The organism is Jiangella muralis, from assembly GCF_001270745.1.
Classification (GTDB): domain Bacteria; phylum Actinomycetota; class Actinomycetes; order Jiangellales; family Jiangellaceae; genus Jiangella; species Jiangella muralis.
The window spans coordinates 436,939-452,504 of record NZ_KQ434752.1 but is presented as its reverse complement, the minus strand read 5'-3'; the positions used below and the strand labels follow the sequence as shown (position 1 = coordinate 452,504).

The 15,566-nt window shown below is 72.2% G+C and carries 14 protein-coding genes; 9 read left to right on the top strand and 5 right to left on the bottom strand.

Features of this window, described 5'->3' with window-relative positions:
* Positions 1–9: 9 nt before the first annotated feature.
* Positions 10–2,112 carry a transketolase gene (tkt, locus tag ACW62_RS05015; RefSeq protein WP_053202966.1) on the bottom strand — a complete coding sequence of 701 codons (2,103 nt, stop codon included), beginning with the start codon at positions 2,110–2,112 and terminating at the stop codon, positions 10–12.
* A 207-nt stretch (positions 2,113–2,319) separates the two neighbouring features.
* Here tkt and ACW62_RS05010 point away from each other — a divergent pair, with 207 nt between their 5' ends.
* The 3 genes from ACW62_RS05010 to ACW62_RS05000 all read left to right on the top strand — a co-directional run bounded on the left by ACW62_RS05010 (position 2,320) and on the right by ACW62_RS05000 (position 5,532).
* Positions 2,320–3,273, top strand: a complete 954-nt coding sequence (locus tag ACW62_RS05010) for a heme o synthase (RefSeq protein ID WP_053202965.1) — start codon at positions 2,320–2,322, stop codon at positions 3,271–3,273.
* 25 nt (positions 3,274–3,298) lie between these two features.
* On the top strand, positions 3,299–4,369 hold the full coding sequence (locus ACW62_RS05005; protein ID WP_420843545.1) for a MerR family transcriptional regulator: 1,071 nt from the start codon (positions 3,299–3,301) through the stop codon (positions 4,367–4,369).
* A 281-nt stretch (positions 4,370–4,650) separates the two neighbouring features.
* A complete protein-coding gene (locus ACW62_RS05000; protein ID WP_053202963.1) occupies positions 4,651–5,532 on the top strand; it encodes a hypothetical protein in 882 nt (293 codons plus the stop codon).
* A 55-nt stretch (positions 5,533–5,587) separates the two neighbouring features.
* Here the strand turns inward: ACW62_RS05000 and ACW62_RS04995 are convergent, their stop codons facing one another.
* Both ACW62_RS04995 and ACW62_RS04990 read right to left on the bottom strand, forming a co-directional pair.
* Positions 5,588–6,517 (bottom strand): COX15/CtaA family protein, encoded by a 930-nt coding sequence (locus ACW62_RS04995; RefSeq protein ID WP_053203134.1) that lies wholly within the window; start codon positions 6,515–6,517, stop codon positions 5,588–5,590.
* Positions 6,518–6,723: 206 nt separating this feature from the next.
* A complete protein-coding gene (locus ACW62_RS04990) occupies positions 6,724–7,089 on the bottom strand; it encodes a hypothetical protein (RefSeq protein ID WP_053202962.1) in 366 nt (121 codons plus the stop codon).
* 190 nt (positions 7,090–7,279) lie between these two features.
* Here ACW62_RS04990 and ACW62_RS04985 point away from each other — a divergent pair, with 190 nt between their 5' ends.
* Together ACW62_RS04985 and ACW62_RS04980 are read left to right on the top strand one after the other, a co-directional pair.
* Positions 7,280–7,774 (top strand): PH domain-containing protein, encoded by a 495-nt coding sequence (locus tag ACW62_RS04985; RefSeq protein ID WP_053202961.1) that lies wholly within the window; start codon positions 7,280–7,282, stop codon positions 7,772–7,774.
* Positions 7,771–9,408, top strand: coding sequence for a PH domain-containing protein (locus ACW62_RS04980; protein WP_205629142.1), 1,638 nt, complete (start codon positions 7,771–7,773; stop codon positions 9,406–9,408). Before ACW62_RS04985 ends, ACW62_RS04980 begins: the two co-directional genes overlap by 4 nt.
* A 22-nt stretch (positions 9,409–9,430) precedes the next feature.
* Here the strand turns inward: ACW62_RS04980 and ACW62_RS04975 are convergent, their stop codons facing one another.
* Together ACW62_RS04975 and ACW62_RS04970 are read right to left on the bottom strand one after the other, a co-directional pair.
* Positions 9,431–10,147, bottom strand: coding sequence for an ABC transporter permease (locus ACW62_RS04975; protein ID WP_053203133.1), 717 nt, complete (start codon positions 10,145–10,147; stop codon positions 9,431–9,433).
* A 119-nt stretch (positions 10,148–10,266) separates the two neighbouring features.
* Positions 10,267–11,211, bottom strand: a complete 945-nt coding sequence (locus ACW62_RS04970; RefSeq protein ID WP_053202960.1) for an ABC transporter ATP-binding protein — start codon at positions 11,209–11,211, stop codon at positions 10,267–10,269.
* 147 nt (positions 11,212–11,358) lie between these two features.
* On the opposite strand from ACW62_RS04970, the gene ACW62_RS04965 reads away from it, so the two are divergent.
* The 4 genes from ACW62_RS04965 to sufC are packed head-to-tail and all read left to right on the top strand — an operon-like array spanning position 11,359 to position 15,545.
* Positions 11,359–12,084: a helix-turn-helix transcriptional regulator gene (locus ACW62_RS04965; RefSeq protein ID WP_053202959.1), complete on the top strand. Its 726-nt coding sequence runs from the start codon at positions 11,359–11,361 to the stop codon at positions 12,082–12,084.
* A complete protein-coding gene (sufB, locus tag ACW62_RS04960; RefSeq protein WP_053202958.1) occupies positions 12,081–13,493 on the top strand; it encodes a Fe-S cluster assembly protein SufB in 1,413 nt (470 codons plus the stop codon). Before ACW62_RS04965 ends, sufB begins: the two co-directional genes overlap by 4 nt.
* Before the next feature lie 43 nt (positions 13,494–13,536).
* On the top strand, positions 13,537–14,757 hold the full coding sequence (sufD, locus tag ACW62_RS04955; RefSeq protein WP_053202957.1) for a Fe-S cluster assembly protein SufD: 1,221 nt from the start codon (positions 13,537–13,539) through the stop codon (positions 14,755–14,757).
* Positions 14,758–14,786: 29 nt separating this feature from the next.
* The gene (sufC, locus tag ACW62_RS04950) at positions 14,787–15,545 is read left to right on the top strand and encodes a Fe-S cluster assembly ATPase SufC (protein ID WP_053202956.1); all 759 of its coding nucleotides are present in this window, start codon (positions 14,787–14,789) and stop codon (positions 15,543–15,545) included.
* The last annotated feature ends 21 nt before the right edge of the window (positions 15,546–15,566 follow it).

The window sequence follows — 15,566 nt, the reverse complement described above, 5'->3', positions numbered from 1 at the left end:
GTCTCCCTCTCAGGCGTTGGAGATGGAATCGCGGGCCGCGGCCACCACCGCGTCCACCGTGATGCCGAACTCGCGGTACAGGGTCTGGTAGTCGGCCGACGCGCCGAAGTGCTCGAGGCTGACCGCGCGGCCGGCGTCGCCGAGGTAGCGGTGCCAGCTCATCGCAATGCCGGCCTCGACGGAGACGCGGGCCTTCGTGCTCGCCGGGAGGACGGACTCGCGGTACTCGGCGTCCTGCTCCTCGAACCACTCCTGCGACGGCATCGAGACGACGCGGGTGGGCACGCCGCCGGCCTGCAGCGTCTCGCGGGCCTGAACGGCCAGCTGCAGCTCCGAGCCGGTGCCGATGAGGATGACCTGCGGCGTGCCGCCGTCGGCCTCGGCGAACACGTAGCCGCCGCGCGCGGTGCCCTCGGCGGACGCGTAGACGGTGCGGTCGAAGGTGGGCACGTTCTGCCGGGTCAGCGCCAGGCCGGCCGGGTGCTGCCGCTCCAGGATGGTGCGCCACGCGACCGCCGTCTCGTTCGCGTCGGCCGGGCGGACGACGTCCAGGCCGGGGATCGCGCGCAGCGCCGACAGGTGCTCGACCGGCTGGTGCGTCGGGCCGTCCTCGCCGAGGCCGATGGAGTCGTGCGTCCACACGAACGTCACCGGCAGCTGCTGGATCGCCGCCAGCCGGACCGCGGCCCGCTGGTAGTCGCTGAACACCAGGAACGTCGCCGCGTACGGGCGGGTCAGGCCGTTCAGCGCGATGCCGTTGACGATCAGGCCGGAGGCGAACTCGCGGACGCCGAAGTGCAGCGTGCGGCCATAGGGGTCGCCGGGGAACATCTTCGAGGAGCGCTTCTCGGGCAGGAAGCTCGGCTCGCCCTCGATGGTCGTGTTGTTGGAGCCGGCGAGGTCGGCCGAGCCGCCCCACAGCTCCGGCAGCACCGACGCGACGGCGTTGATGACCTTGCCCGACGCGGCGCGGGTGGCGATACCCTTCTCCGACGGCTCGAAGGTCGGCAGGCTCCGCGTCCAGCCATCCGGCAGCTCGTGGCCCTGCAGGCGGTCGAGCAGGGCGGCGCGGTCGGGGTTCGCGGCCCGCCAGGCGTCGTAGCGCTGCTCCCACTCGGTGCGGACGGACTTGCCGCGGTCGCCGACCTCGCGGGCGTGCGCCAGCACGTCGCCGTCGACGTCGAAGCTCTTCGCCGGGTCGGCCCCCAGCACCCGCTTGGTGGCGGCGACCTCGTCGGCGCCCAGCGCGGAGCCGTGGATGGCGCCGGTGTTCTGCTTGTTCGGCGCCGGCCAGCCGATGATCGTCCGCACCGCGATGAACGACGGGCGGTCGGTGACGGCCTTCGCGTTCTGCAGCGCCTCGAAGATCGCCTTGGGATCTTCGGTGTACTCACGATCTGCCCCGGCGGCGGTGAAGTCGACCACCTGGGTGTGCCAGCCGTACGCCTCGTAGCGGGCGACGGTGTCCTCGGTGAAGGCGATGTTGGTGTCGTCCTCGATGGAGATGTGGTTGTCGTCCCACAGCACCACGAGGTTGCCCAGCTCCTGCGTGCCCGCCAGCGAGCTGGCCTCGCTCGACACGCCCTCCTCGAGGTCGCCGTCGGAGGCGATGACGAAGACGTGGTGGTCGAAGACGCTCTCACCCGGCAGTGCGTCGGGGTCGAGCAGGCCGCGGACCCGGCGCTGCGCGAACGCCATGCCGACCGCCGACCCGAAACCCGACCCGAGCGGGCCGGTCGTCACCTCGACGCCGTTGGTGTGCCGGTACTCCGGGTGCCCCGGCGTGGCCGAGCCCCAGGTGCGGAACGCCTTCAGGTCGTCCAGCGTGACGTCGTAGCCGGACAGGTACAGCTGGATGTACTGCGTGAGGCTGCTGTGCCCGGCCGACAGCACGAACCGGTCGCGGCCCAGCCAGTGCTGGTCGGACGGGTCGTGGCGGAGCACCTTCTGGTAGAGCGTGTAGGCCACCGGGGCCAGGCTCATCGCGGTGCCGGGGTGGCCGTTGCCGACCTTCTCGACGGCATCCATGGCCAGCAGCCGCACGGTGTCGACCGCCCGGTCGTCGAGCTCCGTCCACTCGAAGTCTGCGCTGTTCTCGGGTGTCGTGTTCACCGGCGTGACGTTCCTCTCAGGCGGATGGATCCCTACGTCTCTGCTCACGGCGCCGTCGGCGAGACGGCCGTTCCACGGTCGAGCGTATCGACGTCACCCGGACGTGTGCCCGGCCGCTCGGCGGATTGGGCGCACCGTTAGACTCAACAGGCCATGCTGGCGGATGTTCCACCCCCGCCTGTCTCTTCGACCACACGAAGGTGAACGTTGACGTCCGTCGAGCCGAGCCCTGCGGCGACCCGGCGCGCACCGGGGCCGCGTGGGCGGTTGGGACGGCTGGGTGCCGTCGTCGGCGTGTACGCGTCGCTCATGAAGCTGCGCGTCGTCGAGCTGCTGCTCATCACGACGCTGCCGGCCATGGTGCTGGCCGAGCGCGGGCTGCCGCCGCTGGGCCTGGCGCTGGCCACGCTGATCGCCGGAACACTGGCCGGCGGTAGCGCGCACGCGTTCAACCAGGTGCTCGAGCGCGACATCGACGCCGTCATGCACCGCACCCGGCGCCGGCCGGTCGCCCGCGCCGTCGTCTCGCCGTACCGGGCGTTCGCGTTCGCGTCGCTGCTGCTCGTCGCGTCCGTGGCGATCATGCTGGTGTGGGTCAACGCGCTGGCCGCCGCGCTGACCATCGCGGCCAACCTGTTCTACGTCCTCGTCTACACCATGCTGCTGAAGCGGCGGACGTCGCAGAACATCGTGTGGGGCGGGGTGGCCGGTTGCGTGCCGACCCTGATCGGCTGGGCCGCCGTCACCGGGTCGCTCGACTGGCCGCCGGTGCTGCTGTTCCTCGTCGTGTTCTTCTGGACGCCGCCGCACTACTGGCCGCTGGCCATGCGCTACCGCGACGACTACGCCCGGGCCGGCGTGCCCATGCTGCCGGTCGTCGCGCCGGCGCGCACGGTGGCGCTGCAGATCCTGCTCTACTCGTGGGCCATGGTCGCCACGACGTTCGTGCTCTGGCCGGTCGCGTCGCTCGGCTGGATCTTCGGGGTGGCGTCCGTGCTGACCGGCATCTGGTTCCTCGTCGAGGCGCACCGCCTGTACGGCCGTGCCAAGCGGACGCCGGACGGCGCCGGGCTGACCGCGATGCGGCTCTTCCACGGTTCCATCACCTACCTCACCGTCGTGTTCGTCGCGGTGATGGCGGACGTGCTGATCCTGGGTTGACTCTCCAGTCGCTGGAGACACCACGGTGGTTCTCGTGACCGACGACGACGCCTTCCTGAGCATCGGCGACCTGGCCCGGCGCACCGGACTCCCGGTGAAGACGATCAGGTACTACGCCGACATCGGGCTGGTGCCGCCGACCGACCGATCCCCGGCGGGCTACCGCCGCTACGACGCCGTCGCGCTGGCCCGGCTGGATCTCGTCCGCACGCTCCGCGAGCTCGGCGTCGACCTCGCGACCGTCCGGCAGGTCCTCGACCGGACGTTGTCGCTGGCCGACATGGCGACGGCGCACGCCGCCGCCCTCGACGCGCAGATCCGGCTGCTCCGGACCCGCCGTTCGGTGTTGCGGGCGGTGGCCGCGCTGGGGATCGACGACCACGAGGAGCTGGATCTCATGAACCGCCTGGCCCACCTGTCCGCCGCCGAACGGCAGCAGATCATCGACGACTACTGGTCGTCGGCGTTCGACGGCCTGGACACCGACCCCGCGTTCGCCGCCCGGATGCGCTCCGTGCGCGTGGACCTTCCGGACGACCCCACGCCGGCCCAGGTGGAGGCGTGGGTCGAGCTGGCCGAGCTGGTGCAGGACCCGTCCTACCGGGCGCGGGTCCGGCAGATGGCCGAGGCCGGCGCGAGCGCGAGCGACGGCGCGGCCGGCTCCGGCTCGGCTGACTCCGGCTCGGCTGGCTCCGGCTCGGCTGGCTCCGGCTCGGGCTCGGTCGGTTCGGGCTCGGACGGCTCGGCTGGCTCGGGCTCGGTCGGCCCGTCGCCGGAGGAGCTGGCGCTCTACTCGAGCGTGTCCGAACTGGTGACCCCGCTCGACTCGGCCGGCATCCCGCCGTCCTCGCCGGAGGGCCGGCTGGTGGTCGACCAGTTGGCGCCCCGGTTCGCCCATGCCCGCGGCGTCGACGACGACGCGGACTTCCGGCAGGAGCTGGGCGAGCAGATCGCCCTCTTCTCCGACCGCCGGGTCGAGCGCTACTGGGAGCTCGTCGGCGTCATCAACGGCTGGCCGGCCGCCCAGGTGAGCTCCGGCAGCGTCGCCACCATGGAGTGGTTCGCTCAGGCGCTCCTGGCGGCTGCAGACTCCTGACCTGCGGCGATGCTCGACCTGCGGGGTGGGCTGCCGCCTCCGGGTCTGGTGGATGCGGCGCTGGAGGTCTGCCGTCGTATCCGACGGCAGACCTCCAGCGGGGGTGTTGGTGCTCTGCGGTCGTTTCCGGCGGCAGACCTCCAGCGGGGGTGTTGGTGCTCTGCGGTCGTTTCCGGCGGCAGACCTCTAACGGGGGTGTTGGTGCTCTGCGGTCGTTTCCGACGGCAGAGCACCAGCGGCTCGTCGCGTCCGTCCGGGCCTCGCGTGAGAGCATCGTCGCCGTGACTCCGCTGCCGTGGCCGCCGCACTGGCGCCGTCCGCCCCTCGGCGGCTGGCTCGGCGTCGTCGTGTTCGGACTCCTCGCGCTCTTCCTGGCGCCGGCTGGCGTGATTGCGCTGGCGGCGGGCAACCGGGTCGGCGCGGCGGTGATCGGGGCGATCCTGCTGGTCCTCGCGCCCATCGCCGTCGGCAGCCGCCCACGCGGCCGCGGGTTCGCCGTCGAGGAGGCCTCGATCGAGGTCGGCGGGGTCCGGCAGACGGTCGTGCGCATCCCGGTTCGGCCGACGTCGCCACTGGTCAGCCTGGCGCTGGCGATCCTGGGGCTGGCGCTTCTCGGGCTCGGTGTGGCGGCCCTCGTCATCGCGGCGGTGCGTGGCGACTGGTCGGCCGTCGTGGGCTTCGTCGTGCTGCTGGTGGTCGGGTCGGTGCTGGCGCTCGGCGGGATCGTCGGGCTGATCGCCTCCCGCCGGCGCCTCGGCCTGGACCTCACGCCGTCACACCTCGTCGTCGGGCTGGGCGGCGACCCCGTCGAGCTGACCTGGGATCAGATCGACCGCATCGGCAGCACGTCGATCCGCTATGGATTCGGCCTGGCGCCGGTGCAGAACTGGCTGACGGTGGTGACGCACGAGCCGGTGAATCTCGCGGCTGCGCCGTCCGGCCGGCGGATCGCGGCGTCTGGGCGGCGGACCGCGGCGCTCGGCCGCTTGACGGCGACGGCGCCGGCGAACACGGCCGCCGCGATCCCGGCCGCGCGTCTCGGCGCCGACCCGGTGCTCGTCGACCACACGCTGCGGTACTACCTGGAGCACGCGGACGCCCGCCCCGAACTCGGGACCGGCGCCGCGCTGCGCCGGCTCGCGGCCGGCGAGGTCGTGCGCTGACCTGCGGGTTCAGATCGGGTCGATGTCGTCGCGCCGTCGGGCGCTGGCCGCGTCGTCAGGGAGCGGCCGCGGTGGCCGGCTGGCGCGAGGGCAGCCAGCGCGTGGCGAGCCAGGCGTCGGTCGCGGCCATGATCATGAGCGCCGCGCCGAGCATGTGCAGTCCGACCAGCAGCTCCGGCAGCTCGAGCCGGTACTGCACCAGGCCGATGAGCCCCTGCCCGAGCTCGACGGCGAGCAGGACGGCGGCGGCGCGGGCGGCCCGGCCGGGGGAGCCGACCGCCCGGGTGGTGAACCAGAGGCCGATCGAGATGCCGATGAGCACCAGAACCGAGTCCGCGTGCACCTGCGTCATGACCGCGACGTCGAGACCGGTGCGCTTGGCGTCGGGGTCGCCGGCGTGCGGTCCGCTGCCGGTGACGACGGCGCCCAGGTAGACGGCGACGGCGGTGACCACCAGCGTCAGCAGCCCGAGCCGTTCCAGCCACGGCTGCCCGACCCGCGCCGGAACCGCACCGTACGGCCGCTGCGTCCGTCTGACCAGCACCGTCGCGAATCCGACCAGGACGGTCGACACCAGGAAGTGGAACATGACGACCCACGGGTTCAGGTCGGTCCAGACGGTGATGCCGCCGATGACCGCCTGCGCCGGCACGAAGCCGACCAGCACCGCCGACAGCACCAGCAGGTCGCGGCGCGGCCGGTCCGAGGTGAGCGTCCGCAGCACCGCGACCAGCATCACCAACGCGACGGCCCCGACCACGAAGGTGAGCAGCCGGTTCCCGAACTCGATCGCCCCGTGCAGCCCCATCTCGGGCGTCGCGGCGATGGAGCCGGCGGTGCAGTGCGGCCAGTCGGGACAGCCGAGCCCGGAGTCGGTGAGCCGGACCGCGCCGCCCGTCACGATGATGCCGGCCTGCGTGACCAGCGACGCGACCGCCAGCCGCCGCAGCGCCAGCTCCGACGGGAGCGGCAGCCGCCGTACCAGCCGGGCGGCCCGGCCGGGCGCCGGAGCCGGAGTCGTCGGAAGGGTCGCGGTCACCACGTCATGGTAGGACGCGTCGACTGATCCCGATCTCCGGGTCGGCGTGGGCTGCCTCACGGCCGCGGTTCTGTCAAGGGTCGGCGGTTTGCCCGACTCCCGTCCGCGGTAGCCCGGAAGTTAGCCCCACCCACTCCGCGGGTGGGTTGTGGTTAGCCCGGATTCGGGCAAACGCCCTGGCCATTCGGGCAAACGCCGAAACCGTCGAGCCGGCCGGATTCGGGCTTAGCGTCCGGGTTATGGCCCTTCGATCCGCTCCTCTGCGCGCCGCCCTGGCGGTGGCCGCGGTGCTCGCCGCCGCCCTCGCCGGCGGCGGGTTGCTCGGTCGTGCGCCGGCGGTCCGCGAGGCGCCTGCCGACGTCCGCGAGGCGGACCCTGACGTCCGCGAGGCGCATCCTGACGTCCGCGAGGCGCACCCTGACGGTGCGGCGGCGCCTGCCGGCGACGACGTCGCGCCGGCCGCATCCGTCGTCCTCGTCGAGCGCCGGCGCGCGGTACTCACCGCCTGCCGCTGCCATGGCGAGCGTGGACCTGTGCCGGCCGGGCCCGCAGCGGCATGGTTCGTCCCGCTTCGGTCGCCGCGGCACGTCGGCTCCGCTACCGTGCGTCTACGGGCACGCCATGATCGCCGAGACAGCCGCCGTGGGCACGCCGGCGGGCTCTGGCAGTGGGCTCGTTCGCTGCGACCATCTGCGGGAGGCAAGGAACATGAGCGGCGCCACTCGGCTGCGACCGCCCCGGAACTGGCTGGACCACCGCGTCGTGGCCTGGTGGCGCGCGCAGGTCGGCGTGCTGACGGCCGTCGTGGTGGTCCCGCTGCTGATCCTCGGCCTGCTGATCGCGCCGGCGCGGCCGTGGTTCCTGATCCCGGCCGCGGTGCTGACCGTCGTGGGGTTGCTCGCGGTCCTGCTGCTGCCACCCTGGTGGTTCCGGATCCACCGCTGGGAGGTTACCGATCAGGCCGTCTACACCCGTGGTGGCGTGTTGTGGCAGGTCTGGCGGGTCGCGCCGATGTCGCGCATCCAGACGGTCGACACCGTCCGCGGCCCGCTGCAGCGCACCTTCGGCCTGTCGACGGTCACGGTGACGACGGCGTCCTCGGCGGGGGCGGTGAAGATCGAGGGCCTCGACCACGAGCGGGCCGCCGAACTCGCCGAGGAGCTCACCCGTATCACCCACGACATCCCCGGCGACGCGACGTGAGCCACCCCGACGACCCCGCCGACGGTCCTGGCGACCTGCCCGCCGCGCGCGGCAACCCTTCCGCCGATGGCGGTCCCGGCTGGCTCGTGCTGCACCGCGACACTCTCAAGGTCACCGGCATCTGGGTCTTCGTCCTGGCCCTCGGCGGCGCCATCCCCACCACCATCGGCGTCGGCTCCGGGACGTCCTACGGCATCGCCCTGGCGTGGGTCGTGCCGGCGGTCGCCCTGGTCGTGCTGGGCTCGGTCATCGCCGACGACGTGCGCTGGCGGCACAGCCGGTACCGCGTCACGCCGGCGCGCATGGAACTGCACAAGGGCATGATCTTCACGACGAAACGATCCCTCGCCCGCGAACGCATCCGCACCGTCGACCTCTCGGCCGACCCGGTCCAGCGGGTGTTCGGACTGGTGAAGGTGAGCATCGGCACCGGCGAGCAGGTCGAGGCCGGCGGTCCGGGGCAGACCCCGCAGACGCTGGTGCTCGATCCCGTCAGCCGCGACGAGGGCGAGCGACTGCGTGCGCTGCTGCTCGACCGCGCACCCCTGGCTGCCGACGGCACCGAGCCCGGCGTGCGGGTGCTGGCCCGCTGGGATCCGGGCTGGCTGCGCTTCGCGCCACTGTCGTTCTGGACGTTCGCGCTGGCGGGCATCGCGGTCGGCGGCCTGTTCCAGGTGCTGAACTGGTTCGGTCGCGAGAGCCTGCCGGTCGACACCACCCGCGACATCGTCGAGGACATCGGGGCGACGCAGACGCTGGTGCTGTTCGCGGTGGTGTTCGTGCTGGTCGGGGTCGTGGCGACGCTGGCGCTGACGTTGGAGGCGTGGTGGGCCTACCGGCTGGAACGCGAGCCCGGCGGCACCTTGCGGGTCCGGCGCGGGCTGCTCACCACGCGCTCGGTCAGCATCGAGGAGCAGCGCGTCCGCGGCGTCGAGATCGTCGAGCCGCTCGGGGTGCGGTCCGCCGGCGCGGCGCGGGTCGACGTCGTCACGACCGGCCTGCGCGCCGACCCCAAATCCGAGGCGTCGACGCTGCTGCCCGCCGCGCCGATGACGGTCGCCGCGTCGGTGGCCGCGGCTGTCGCCGGTGTGCGGCCCGGCGGACGGTTGCGACGACATCCGGCGGCCGCGCGGGCCCGGCGGCTGCGCTGGGCGCTCGCGGCCGACGCCGTGCTGGCGGCGGTGGTGAGCTGGCTGGCGGTCGCCTCGCCGGTGCGCGACTTCTGGGCCATCGTGCTGACGGTGCTGGCTGCGGCCGCGTGCGTGGCCCTGGTGCTGCTCGCCGGTGACGCCTACCGGTCGCTGGGCCACGATCTCGACGGTGAGTTCCTGGTCGCCCGCAAGGGCAGCGTCCGCCGGGCGACGGTGTACTTGCAGCGGCAGGGCATCATCGGCTGGCGCGTGAGCCAGTCGGTCTTCCAGCGCCGCGCCGGGCTGCTGACCCTCACCGCCACGACGGCGGCCGGCGCGCGCCGCTACTCGGTCATCGACGCCGACGAGCACGAGGTCCTCGAGTTCGGCGCCGAGGCCGTTCCCGGCCTGCTCGACCCCTTCCTCGTCCGTGACCCGCCGCGCTCGACCACCGCCATGATCATCGGCGATCCACCACACCATGGCGGGGTCGGTCGCCGATGATCATGGCCGAACGGCAGGAGGCTCACTCCCAGCGGAACCAGCGGGCCGCCGCGGTGAGCCCGGCCAGCGCCCAGGCCGCCAGCACGGCGACCGATCCCCACGGCAGGCCGGCGCCGTCCGCCAGGACCGACCGCAGGCCGTCGGCCAGGGCGCCGGCCGGCGTGAGCTCCAGCACCGTGCGCAGGCCGGACGGGAAGCCGGACAGCGGGATCACCACGCCGCCCAGCACCAGGAGCAACAGGTAGACGAGGTTCGCTGCCGCGAGCGTGGCCTCGGCGCGGAGCGTGCCGGCCATCAGCAGGCCGAGCCCGGCGAACGCCAGCGTCCCGGCGACCAGCAGCACGGCCACGGCCAGCGGCGATCCCGACGGCCGCCAGCCCAGCGCCAGCCCCAGCCCGCCGACCAGCACCACCTGGAACGCCTCGATCACCAGCACCGTCAGCGCCTTGGCCAGCAGCAACGTCCACCGGGGGAGCGGCGACACGGCCAGGCGTTTCAGCGCGCCGTAACGGCGCTCGTACCCGGTGGAGATCGCCAGCGACGTGAACGCCGTCGACATCACGCACAGCGCCAGAATTCCGGGCACGAGGAAATCGACCCGCTCGTAGTCGCCCGTGTCGAACACCGGCGCGGCGGTCAGCAGCCACAACAGCACGACGGGAATGGCGGCGGTCAGCAGCAGCTGCTCGCCGTTGCGCAGCAGCAGACGGACCTCGAACAGCGTCTGGGCCAGCAGCATCCGGCCGACCGGGGCCGCACCCGGCGCCGGCGCGAACAGCGACGGCCGCGCCGACGCGTCGTCCGGCGGGGGGACCGACGCGTCGGACGGCGGGGGAACCGGCGGCGGATCCGGCGCGGTCACGGCGCCGTCCTTCCGGCCGAGGCTCCGATCAGCTCCAGGTACACGTCCTCCAGCGACCGGCGCCCGACCTGCAAGCCCTCGGCCAGGATGTCCTGCGCCGCGCACCAGGAGGTCAGCGTGGCCAGCAGGCTCGGGTCGACCGGGGCCGTCACCTCGTACGAGCCGGGCGCCACCTCGCGCACCGTCGCCGCGGCGGGGAGCGCCGCCCGCAACGAGCCGACGTCCAGGCGGGGCGGTCCGCCGAAACGGATGACGTCGTCGGAGACGCCGCTGGTCAGCTCTTGTGGCGTTCCCTCGGCGAGGACCCGGCCGGCGTCGATGATGACGACGTGGTCGGCCAGCCGCTCGGCCTCGTCGATGAGGTGCGTCGTCAGCACGACGGTGACCCCGGCGGCCCGCAGCTCATCCAGGAGTTGCCACGTCGCGCGGCGGCCCTGCGGGTCGAGGCCGGCCGTCGGCTCGTCGAGGAAGACCAGGTCCGGCCGCCCGACCAGCGCCGCCGCCAGCGCGACCCGCTGCCGCTCGCCACCGGACAGCCGCCGCAGCGGCGCCCGCCCACGCGCCAGCGACTCCAGGCCCAGCCGCGCCACCAGCATCGAGACGTCGAGCGGCGACGCGTGCAGCCGGGCCAGGTGGGTCAGCAGTTCGACCGGCCGCGCGCCGGGGTAGAAGCCGGCGCCGTCCTGCAGCATGACGCCCACCCGCGGCCGCAGCGCGGCGCCGTCGCGCCAGGGATCGAGCCCGAGCACGCGAACGGCGCCGTCGTCGGGGCGGCGGAAGCCCTCGCAGATTTCGACGGTGGTCGTCTTGCCGGCGCCGTTCGGACCGAGGACGGCGGTGATGGTCCCGGCCGCCACCTGGAACGACAGCCCGTCGACGGCGGCGGTGGAGCCGTAGCGCTTGACCAGAGAGGAGATCTCGACGGCCGGCACTGCGCTCATCCCGCGAGTCTCGCACGGCGATGCCGGACCGCCACCGCCCGGTCAGGGCCGCCCTGCAACAAAGGTAAGGCTGACCTGCGTGATGCATCGCACGACGAGGAGGTTGTGACCGGCCATGAAAAAGAGCACGATGGTGTTGTGAAATACGTGCGCGACGCCACACGGGCACCGGGCGACGAGCCCGGCGTCCAGGACGTGCATGCGCGCACCCGGGAGCGGGTCGCCCGCTCCATCCTCGAGAACGGCCCGTCGACGGCGGCCGCGCTGGGCGAGCGGCTGGGACTGACCCCGGCGGCCGTGCGGCGCCACCTCGACACCCTGCTGGGCGACGGCGTCATCGAGTCCCGCGAAGAGCGAGTCTACGGCCACCGCGGCCGCGGCCGCCCGGCGAAGGTGTTCGTGCTGACACCGGCCGGTCGCGACGCGTTCGAGCAGGCCTATGACGATCTCGCGGTCGGCGCGCTGAAGTTCCTCGCCGAGACCGGGGGAGAGCACCTGGTCGCCGAGTTCGCGCGTCGCCGCATCGCCGACATCGAGGAGCGGTACCGGCCTATCATCGAGTCGGTACCTCCGGAGCAGCGCGCGGCCGCGCTCGCCGACGCCCTCAGCGCCGACGGGTATGCCGCGTCGGCCCAGGCGTCGCCGGTCACCGGCGAGCAGCTGTGCCAGCACCACTGCCCGGTGGCCCACGTCGCCGAGCAGTTCCCGCAGTTGTGCGAGGCCGAGACGGAGGCGTTCGCCCGACTGCTCGACACCCACGTCCAGCGCATCGCCACCATCGCGCACGGCGAAGGTGTCTGCACGACGCACATCCCCCGGGGCGGCAGCGCCACGGAGACCACAGGAAAGACGGAGAGGATCTCCCAGATATGACCACCACCGCTCATCCCGAGCTCGAGGGCCTGGGTCGTTACGAGTACGGCTGGGCCGACAGCGACAAGGCCGGCGCCGCCGCGAAGCGCGGGCTGAACGAGAACGTGGTCCGCGAGATCTCCGCGCTCAAGAACGAGCCCGAGTGGATGCTCGAGACGCGGCTCAAGGCGCTGCGTCTCTACGACAAGAAGCCGGTCCCCACCTGGGGCGCCGACCTGTCGACCATCGACTTCGACAACATCAAGTACTTCGTCCGCTCGACGGAGAAGCAGGCCGCGTCCTGGGAAGAGCTGCCCGACGACATCAAGAACACCTACGACCGGCTCGGCATCCCGGAGGCCGAGAAGCAGCGCCTGGTCGCCGGCGTCGCGGCGCAGTACGAGTCCGAGGTCGTCTACCACAAGATCCGTGAGGACCTCGAGGAGCAGGGCGTCATCTTCCTCGACACCGACACCGGCCTCAGGGAGCACCCCGAGCTGTTCAAGGAGTACTTCGCCTCGGTCATCCCGGCCGGCGACAACAAGTTCTCCGCGCTGAACACGGCAGTGTGGTCCGGCGGCAGCTTCATCTACGTGCCGAAGGGCGTGCACGTCGAGATCCCGCTGCAGGCCTACTTCCGCATCAACACCGAGAACATGGGCCAGTTCGAGCGGACGCTGATCATCGCCGACGAGGACTCCTACGTCCACTACGTCGAGGGCTGCACCGCGCCCATCTACACGTCCGACTCGCTGCACAGCGCGGTCGTCGAGATCGTGGTGAAGAAGGGCGCCCGGGTCCGGTACACCACCATCCAGAACTGGTCGAACAACGTGTACAACCTGGTGACGAAGCGCGCCACGGCCGCCGAGGGCGCCACCATGGAGTGGATCGACGGCAACATCGGCTCGAAGATCACCATGAAGTACCCGGCCATCTACCTCATGGGCGAGCACGCCAAGGGCGAGACGCTGTCGCTGGCGTTCGCCGGCGAGGGCCAGCACCAGGACTCCGGGTCGAAGATGGTGCACATGGCGCCGAACACCTCCAGCTCCATCGTGTCGAAGTCGGTCGCCCGCGGCGGCGGCCGGACGTCGTACCGCGGCCTGGTGCAGGTCATGCCGCGCGCCACCCACAGCGCCAGCACGGTGCGCTGCGACGCGCTGCTGGTCGACACCATCTCGCGGTCGGACACCTACCCGTACGTCGATATCCGCAACGACGACGTCTCCATGGGCCACGAGGCCACCGTCTCCAAGGTCAGCGAGGACCAGCTCTTCTACCTGATGAGCCGCGGCCTCACCGAGGAGGAGGCCATGGCGATGATCGTGCGCGGCTTCATCGAGCCCATCGCGCGCGAGCTGCCCATGGAGTACGCGCTGGAGCTGAACCGGCTGATCGAGCTGCAGATGGAGGGCGCGGTCGGCTGACGCCGCCGCCCGAAGCCAGCCCGAGACCCACGAGAGAGAGCAGATGACCACCGACACGGCTCAGCAGGCCCAGCACGGCCTCACCGAGCACTCGCACGGCGCCGGTGCGCCCGACCACGGCGGCAGTGCCTTCGACACCGTCGCCTCGTTCGACGTCGCCGATCACGTCGTGCCGCGCGGGCGCGAAGAGGAGTGGCGCTTCACGCCCATGGCGCGGCTGCGCGGCCTGCACGACGACGCCCCGCTCGACGGCCACGACTACGAGGTCAGCGTCGAGGCCGCCCCGCAGGTCGTCGTCGAGACGGTCGAGGCCACCGATCCGCGACGGGGCTCGTCCGGCTACGTGCCGAACGACCGCATCAGCGCCCGGGCGTGGGCCGAGGCCGACAAGGTGCTGGCCATCACCATCCCGGCCGACGTCGTCGCCGAGAAACCGACGATCGTCCGCCTCCGCGGCCTGAGCGCGGAGAAGGCGGCCGCCGGCCACGTCGTCATCACCGCCGAGCGGTTCAGCCAGTCCGTCGTCGTCCTCGAGCACGAGGGCTCCGCGGCGTTCGCCGACAACGTCGAGATCGTCACGCACGACGGCGCCCGGCTCACCGTGGTCAGCCTGCAGGACTGGGCCGGCGACTCCGTCCACCTGTCGCACCACCACGTCAACGTGGGCCGCGACTCCGTCGTCAAGCACGCCGTCGTCAGCTTCGGCGGCGACCTCGTGCGCACGTCGGTCACCCTCGACTACGCGGCACCCGGCGGCGACGCCGAACTGCTCGGTCTGTACTTCGCCGACAGCGGCCAGCACCTCGAGAAGCGCCTGTTCGTCGACCACAACCAGCCCAACTGCCGCAGCAACGTGCTCTACAAGGGCGCGCTGCAGGGCAAGAAGGCGCACACGGTGTGGATCGGCAACGTGCTCATCCGGCCCGCGGCCGAGGGCATCAGCACCTACGAGCTCAACCGCAACCTGGTGCTCACCGACGGCGCCCGCGCCGACTCCGTCCCGAACCTCGAGATCGAGACCGGCGAGATCGTGGGCGCCGGCCACGCCAGCGCCACCGGCCGGTTCGACGACGAGCAGCTGTTCTACCTGATGGCGCGGGGCATCCCGGCCGACGAGGCCCGCCGGCTGGTCGTGCGCGGCTTCTTCACCGAGCTGATCAACAAGCTCGGCGTACCGGAGATCGCCGAGCGGCTGACCGCCACCGTCGAGCGCGAGCTGGCGCTGGGCGAGGGCCTGCCGGCCGCCACGTCGACGACGCACTGACCACCGAGAACACCCGAGAGGCATCGAGAATGAGCACCCTGGAGATCCGCGACCTGCACGTCTCGGTCGAGACCGAGGCCGGCCCCAAGGAGATCCTGCGCGGCGTCGACCTCACCGTCCAGAGCGGTCAGACGCACGCCATCATGGGCCCGAACGGCTCCGGCAAGTCCACCCTGGCCTACTCGCTGGCCGGGCACCCGAAGTACACCGTCACCAGCGGCGAGGTGCTGCTCGACGGCGAGGACGTGCTGGCCATGACGGTCGACGCGCGGGCTCGCGCGGGCCTGTTCCTGGCCATGCAGTACCCGGTCGAGGTGCCGGGCGTGTCGGTGTCGAACTTCCTGCGCACCGCCAAGACTGCCGTGGACGGCGAGGCGCCGAAGCTGCGCACCTGGGTGAAGGAGGTCAAGACGGCCATGGACCAGCTGGCCATCTCCGACGACTTCGCCGAGCGCGACCTCAACACCGGCTTCTCCGGCGGTGAGAAGAAGCGGCACGAGATCCTGCAGCTGGAGTTGCTGAACCCGACCTTCGCCGTGCTCGACGAGACCGACTCCGGCCTCGACATCGACGCGCTGCGGGTCGTGTCCGACGGCGTCAACCGTTTCTCCGCGTCGGGCGACAAGGGCGTCCTGCTGATCACGCACTACACGCGCATCCTGCGCTACATCAAGCCCGACTTCGTGCACGTCTTCGTCGCCGGCCGCGTCGCCGAGGAGGGCGGCCCGAAGCTGGCGGAGAAGCTGGAGGAGAAGGGCTACGTCGACTACGTCGGCACCCCCGCCTGAGCCGCCAGAACGACACCGAGG

Coding starts and splice junctions, on each gene's coding strand:
- ACW62_RS04990 (WP_053202962.1), bottom strand. CDS start 7,089: ATGGCAGCGGCAGGCGGTGAGTACCGCGCGCCGGCGCTCGACGAGGAC.
- ACW62_RS04985 (WP_053202961.1), top strand. CDS start 7,280: ATGAGCGGCGCCACTCGGCTGCGACCGCCCCGGAACTGGCTGGACCAC.
- ACW62_RS04975 (WP_053203133.1), bottom strand. CDS start 10,147: ATGCTGCTGGCCCAGACGCTGTTCGAGGTCCGTCTGCTGCTGCGCAAC.
- ACW62_RS04970 (WP_053202960.1), bottom strand. CDS start 11,211: ATGAGCGCAGTGCCGGCCGTCGAGATCTCCTCTCTGGTCAAGCGCTAC.
- sufB (WP_053202958.1), top strand. CDS start 12,081: ATGACCACCACCGCTCATCCCGAGCTCGAGGGCCTGGGTCGTTACGAG.
- sufD (WP_053202957.1), top strand. CDS start 13,537: ATGACCACCGACACGGCTCAGCAGGCCCAGCACGGCCTCACCGAGCAC.
- sufC (WP_053202956.1), top strand. CDS start 14,787: ATGAGCACCCTGGAGATCCGCGACCTGCACGTCTCGGTCGAGACCGAG.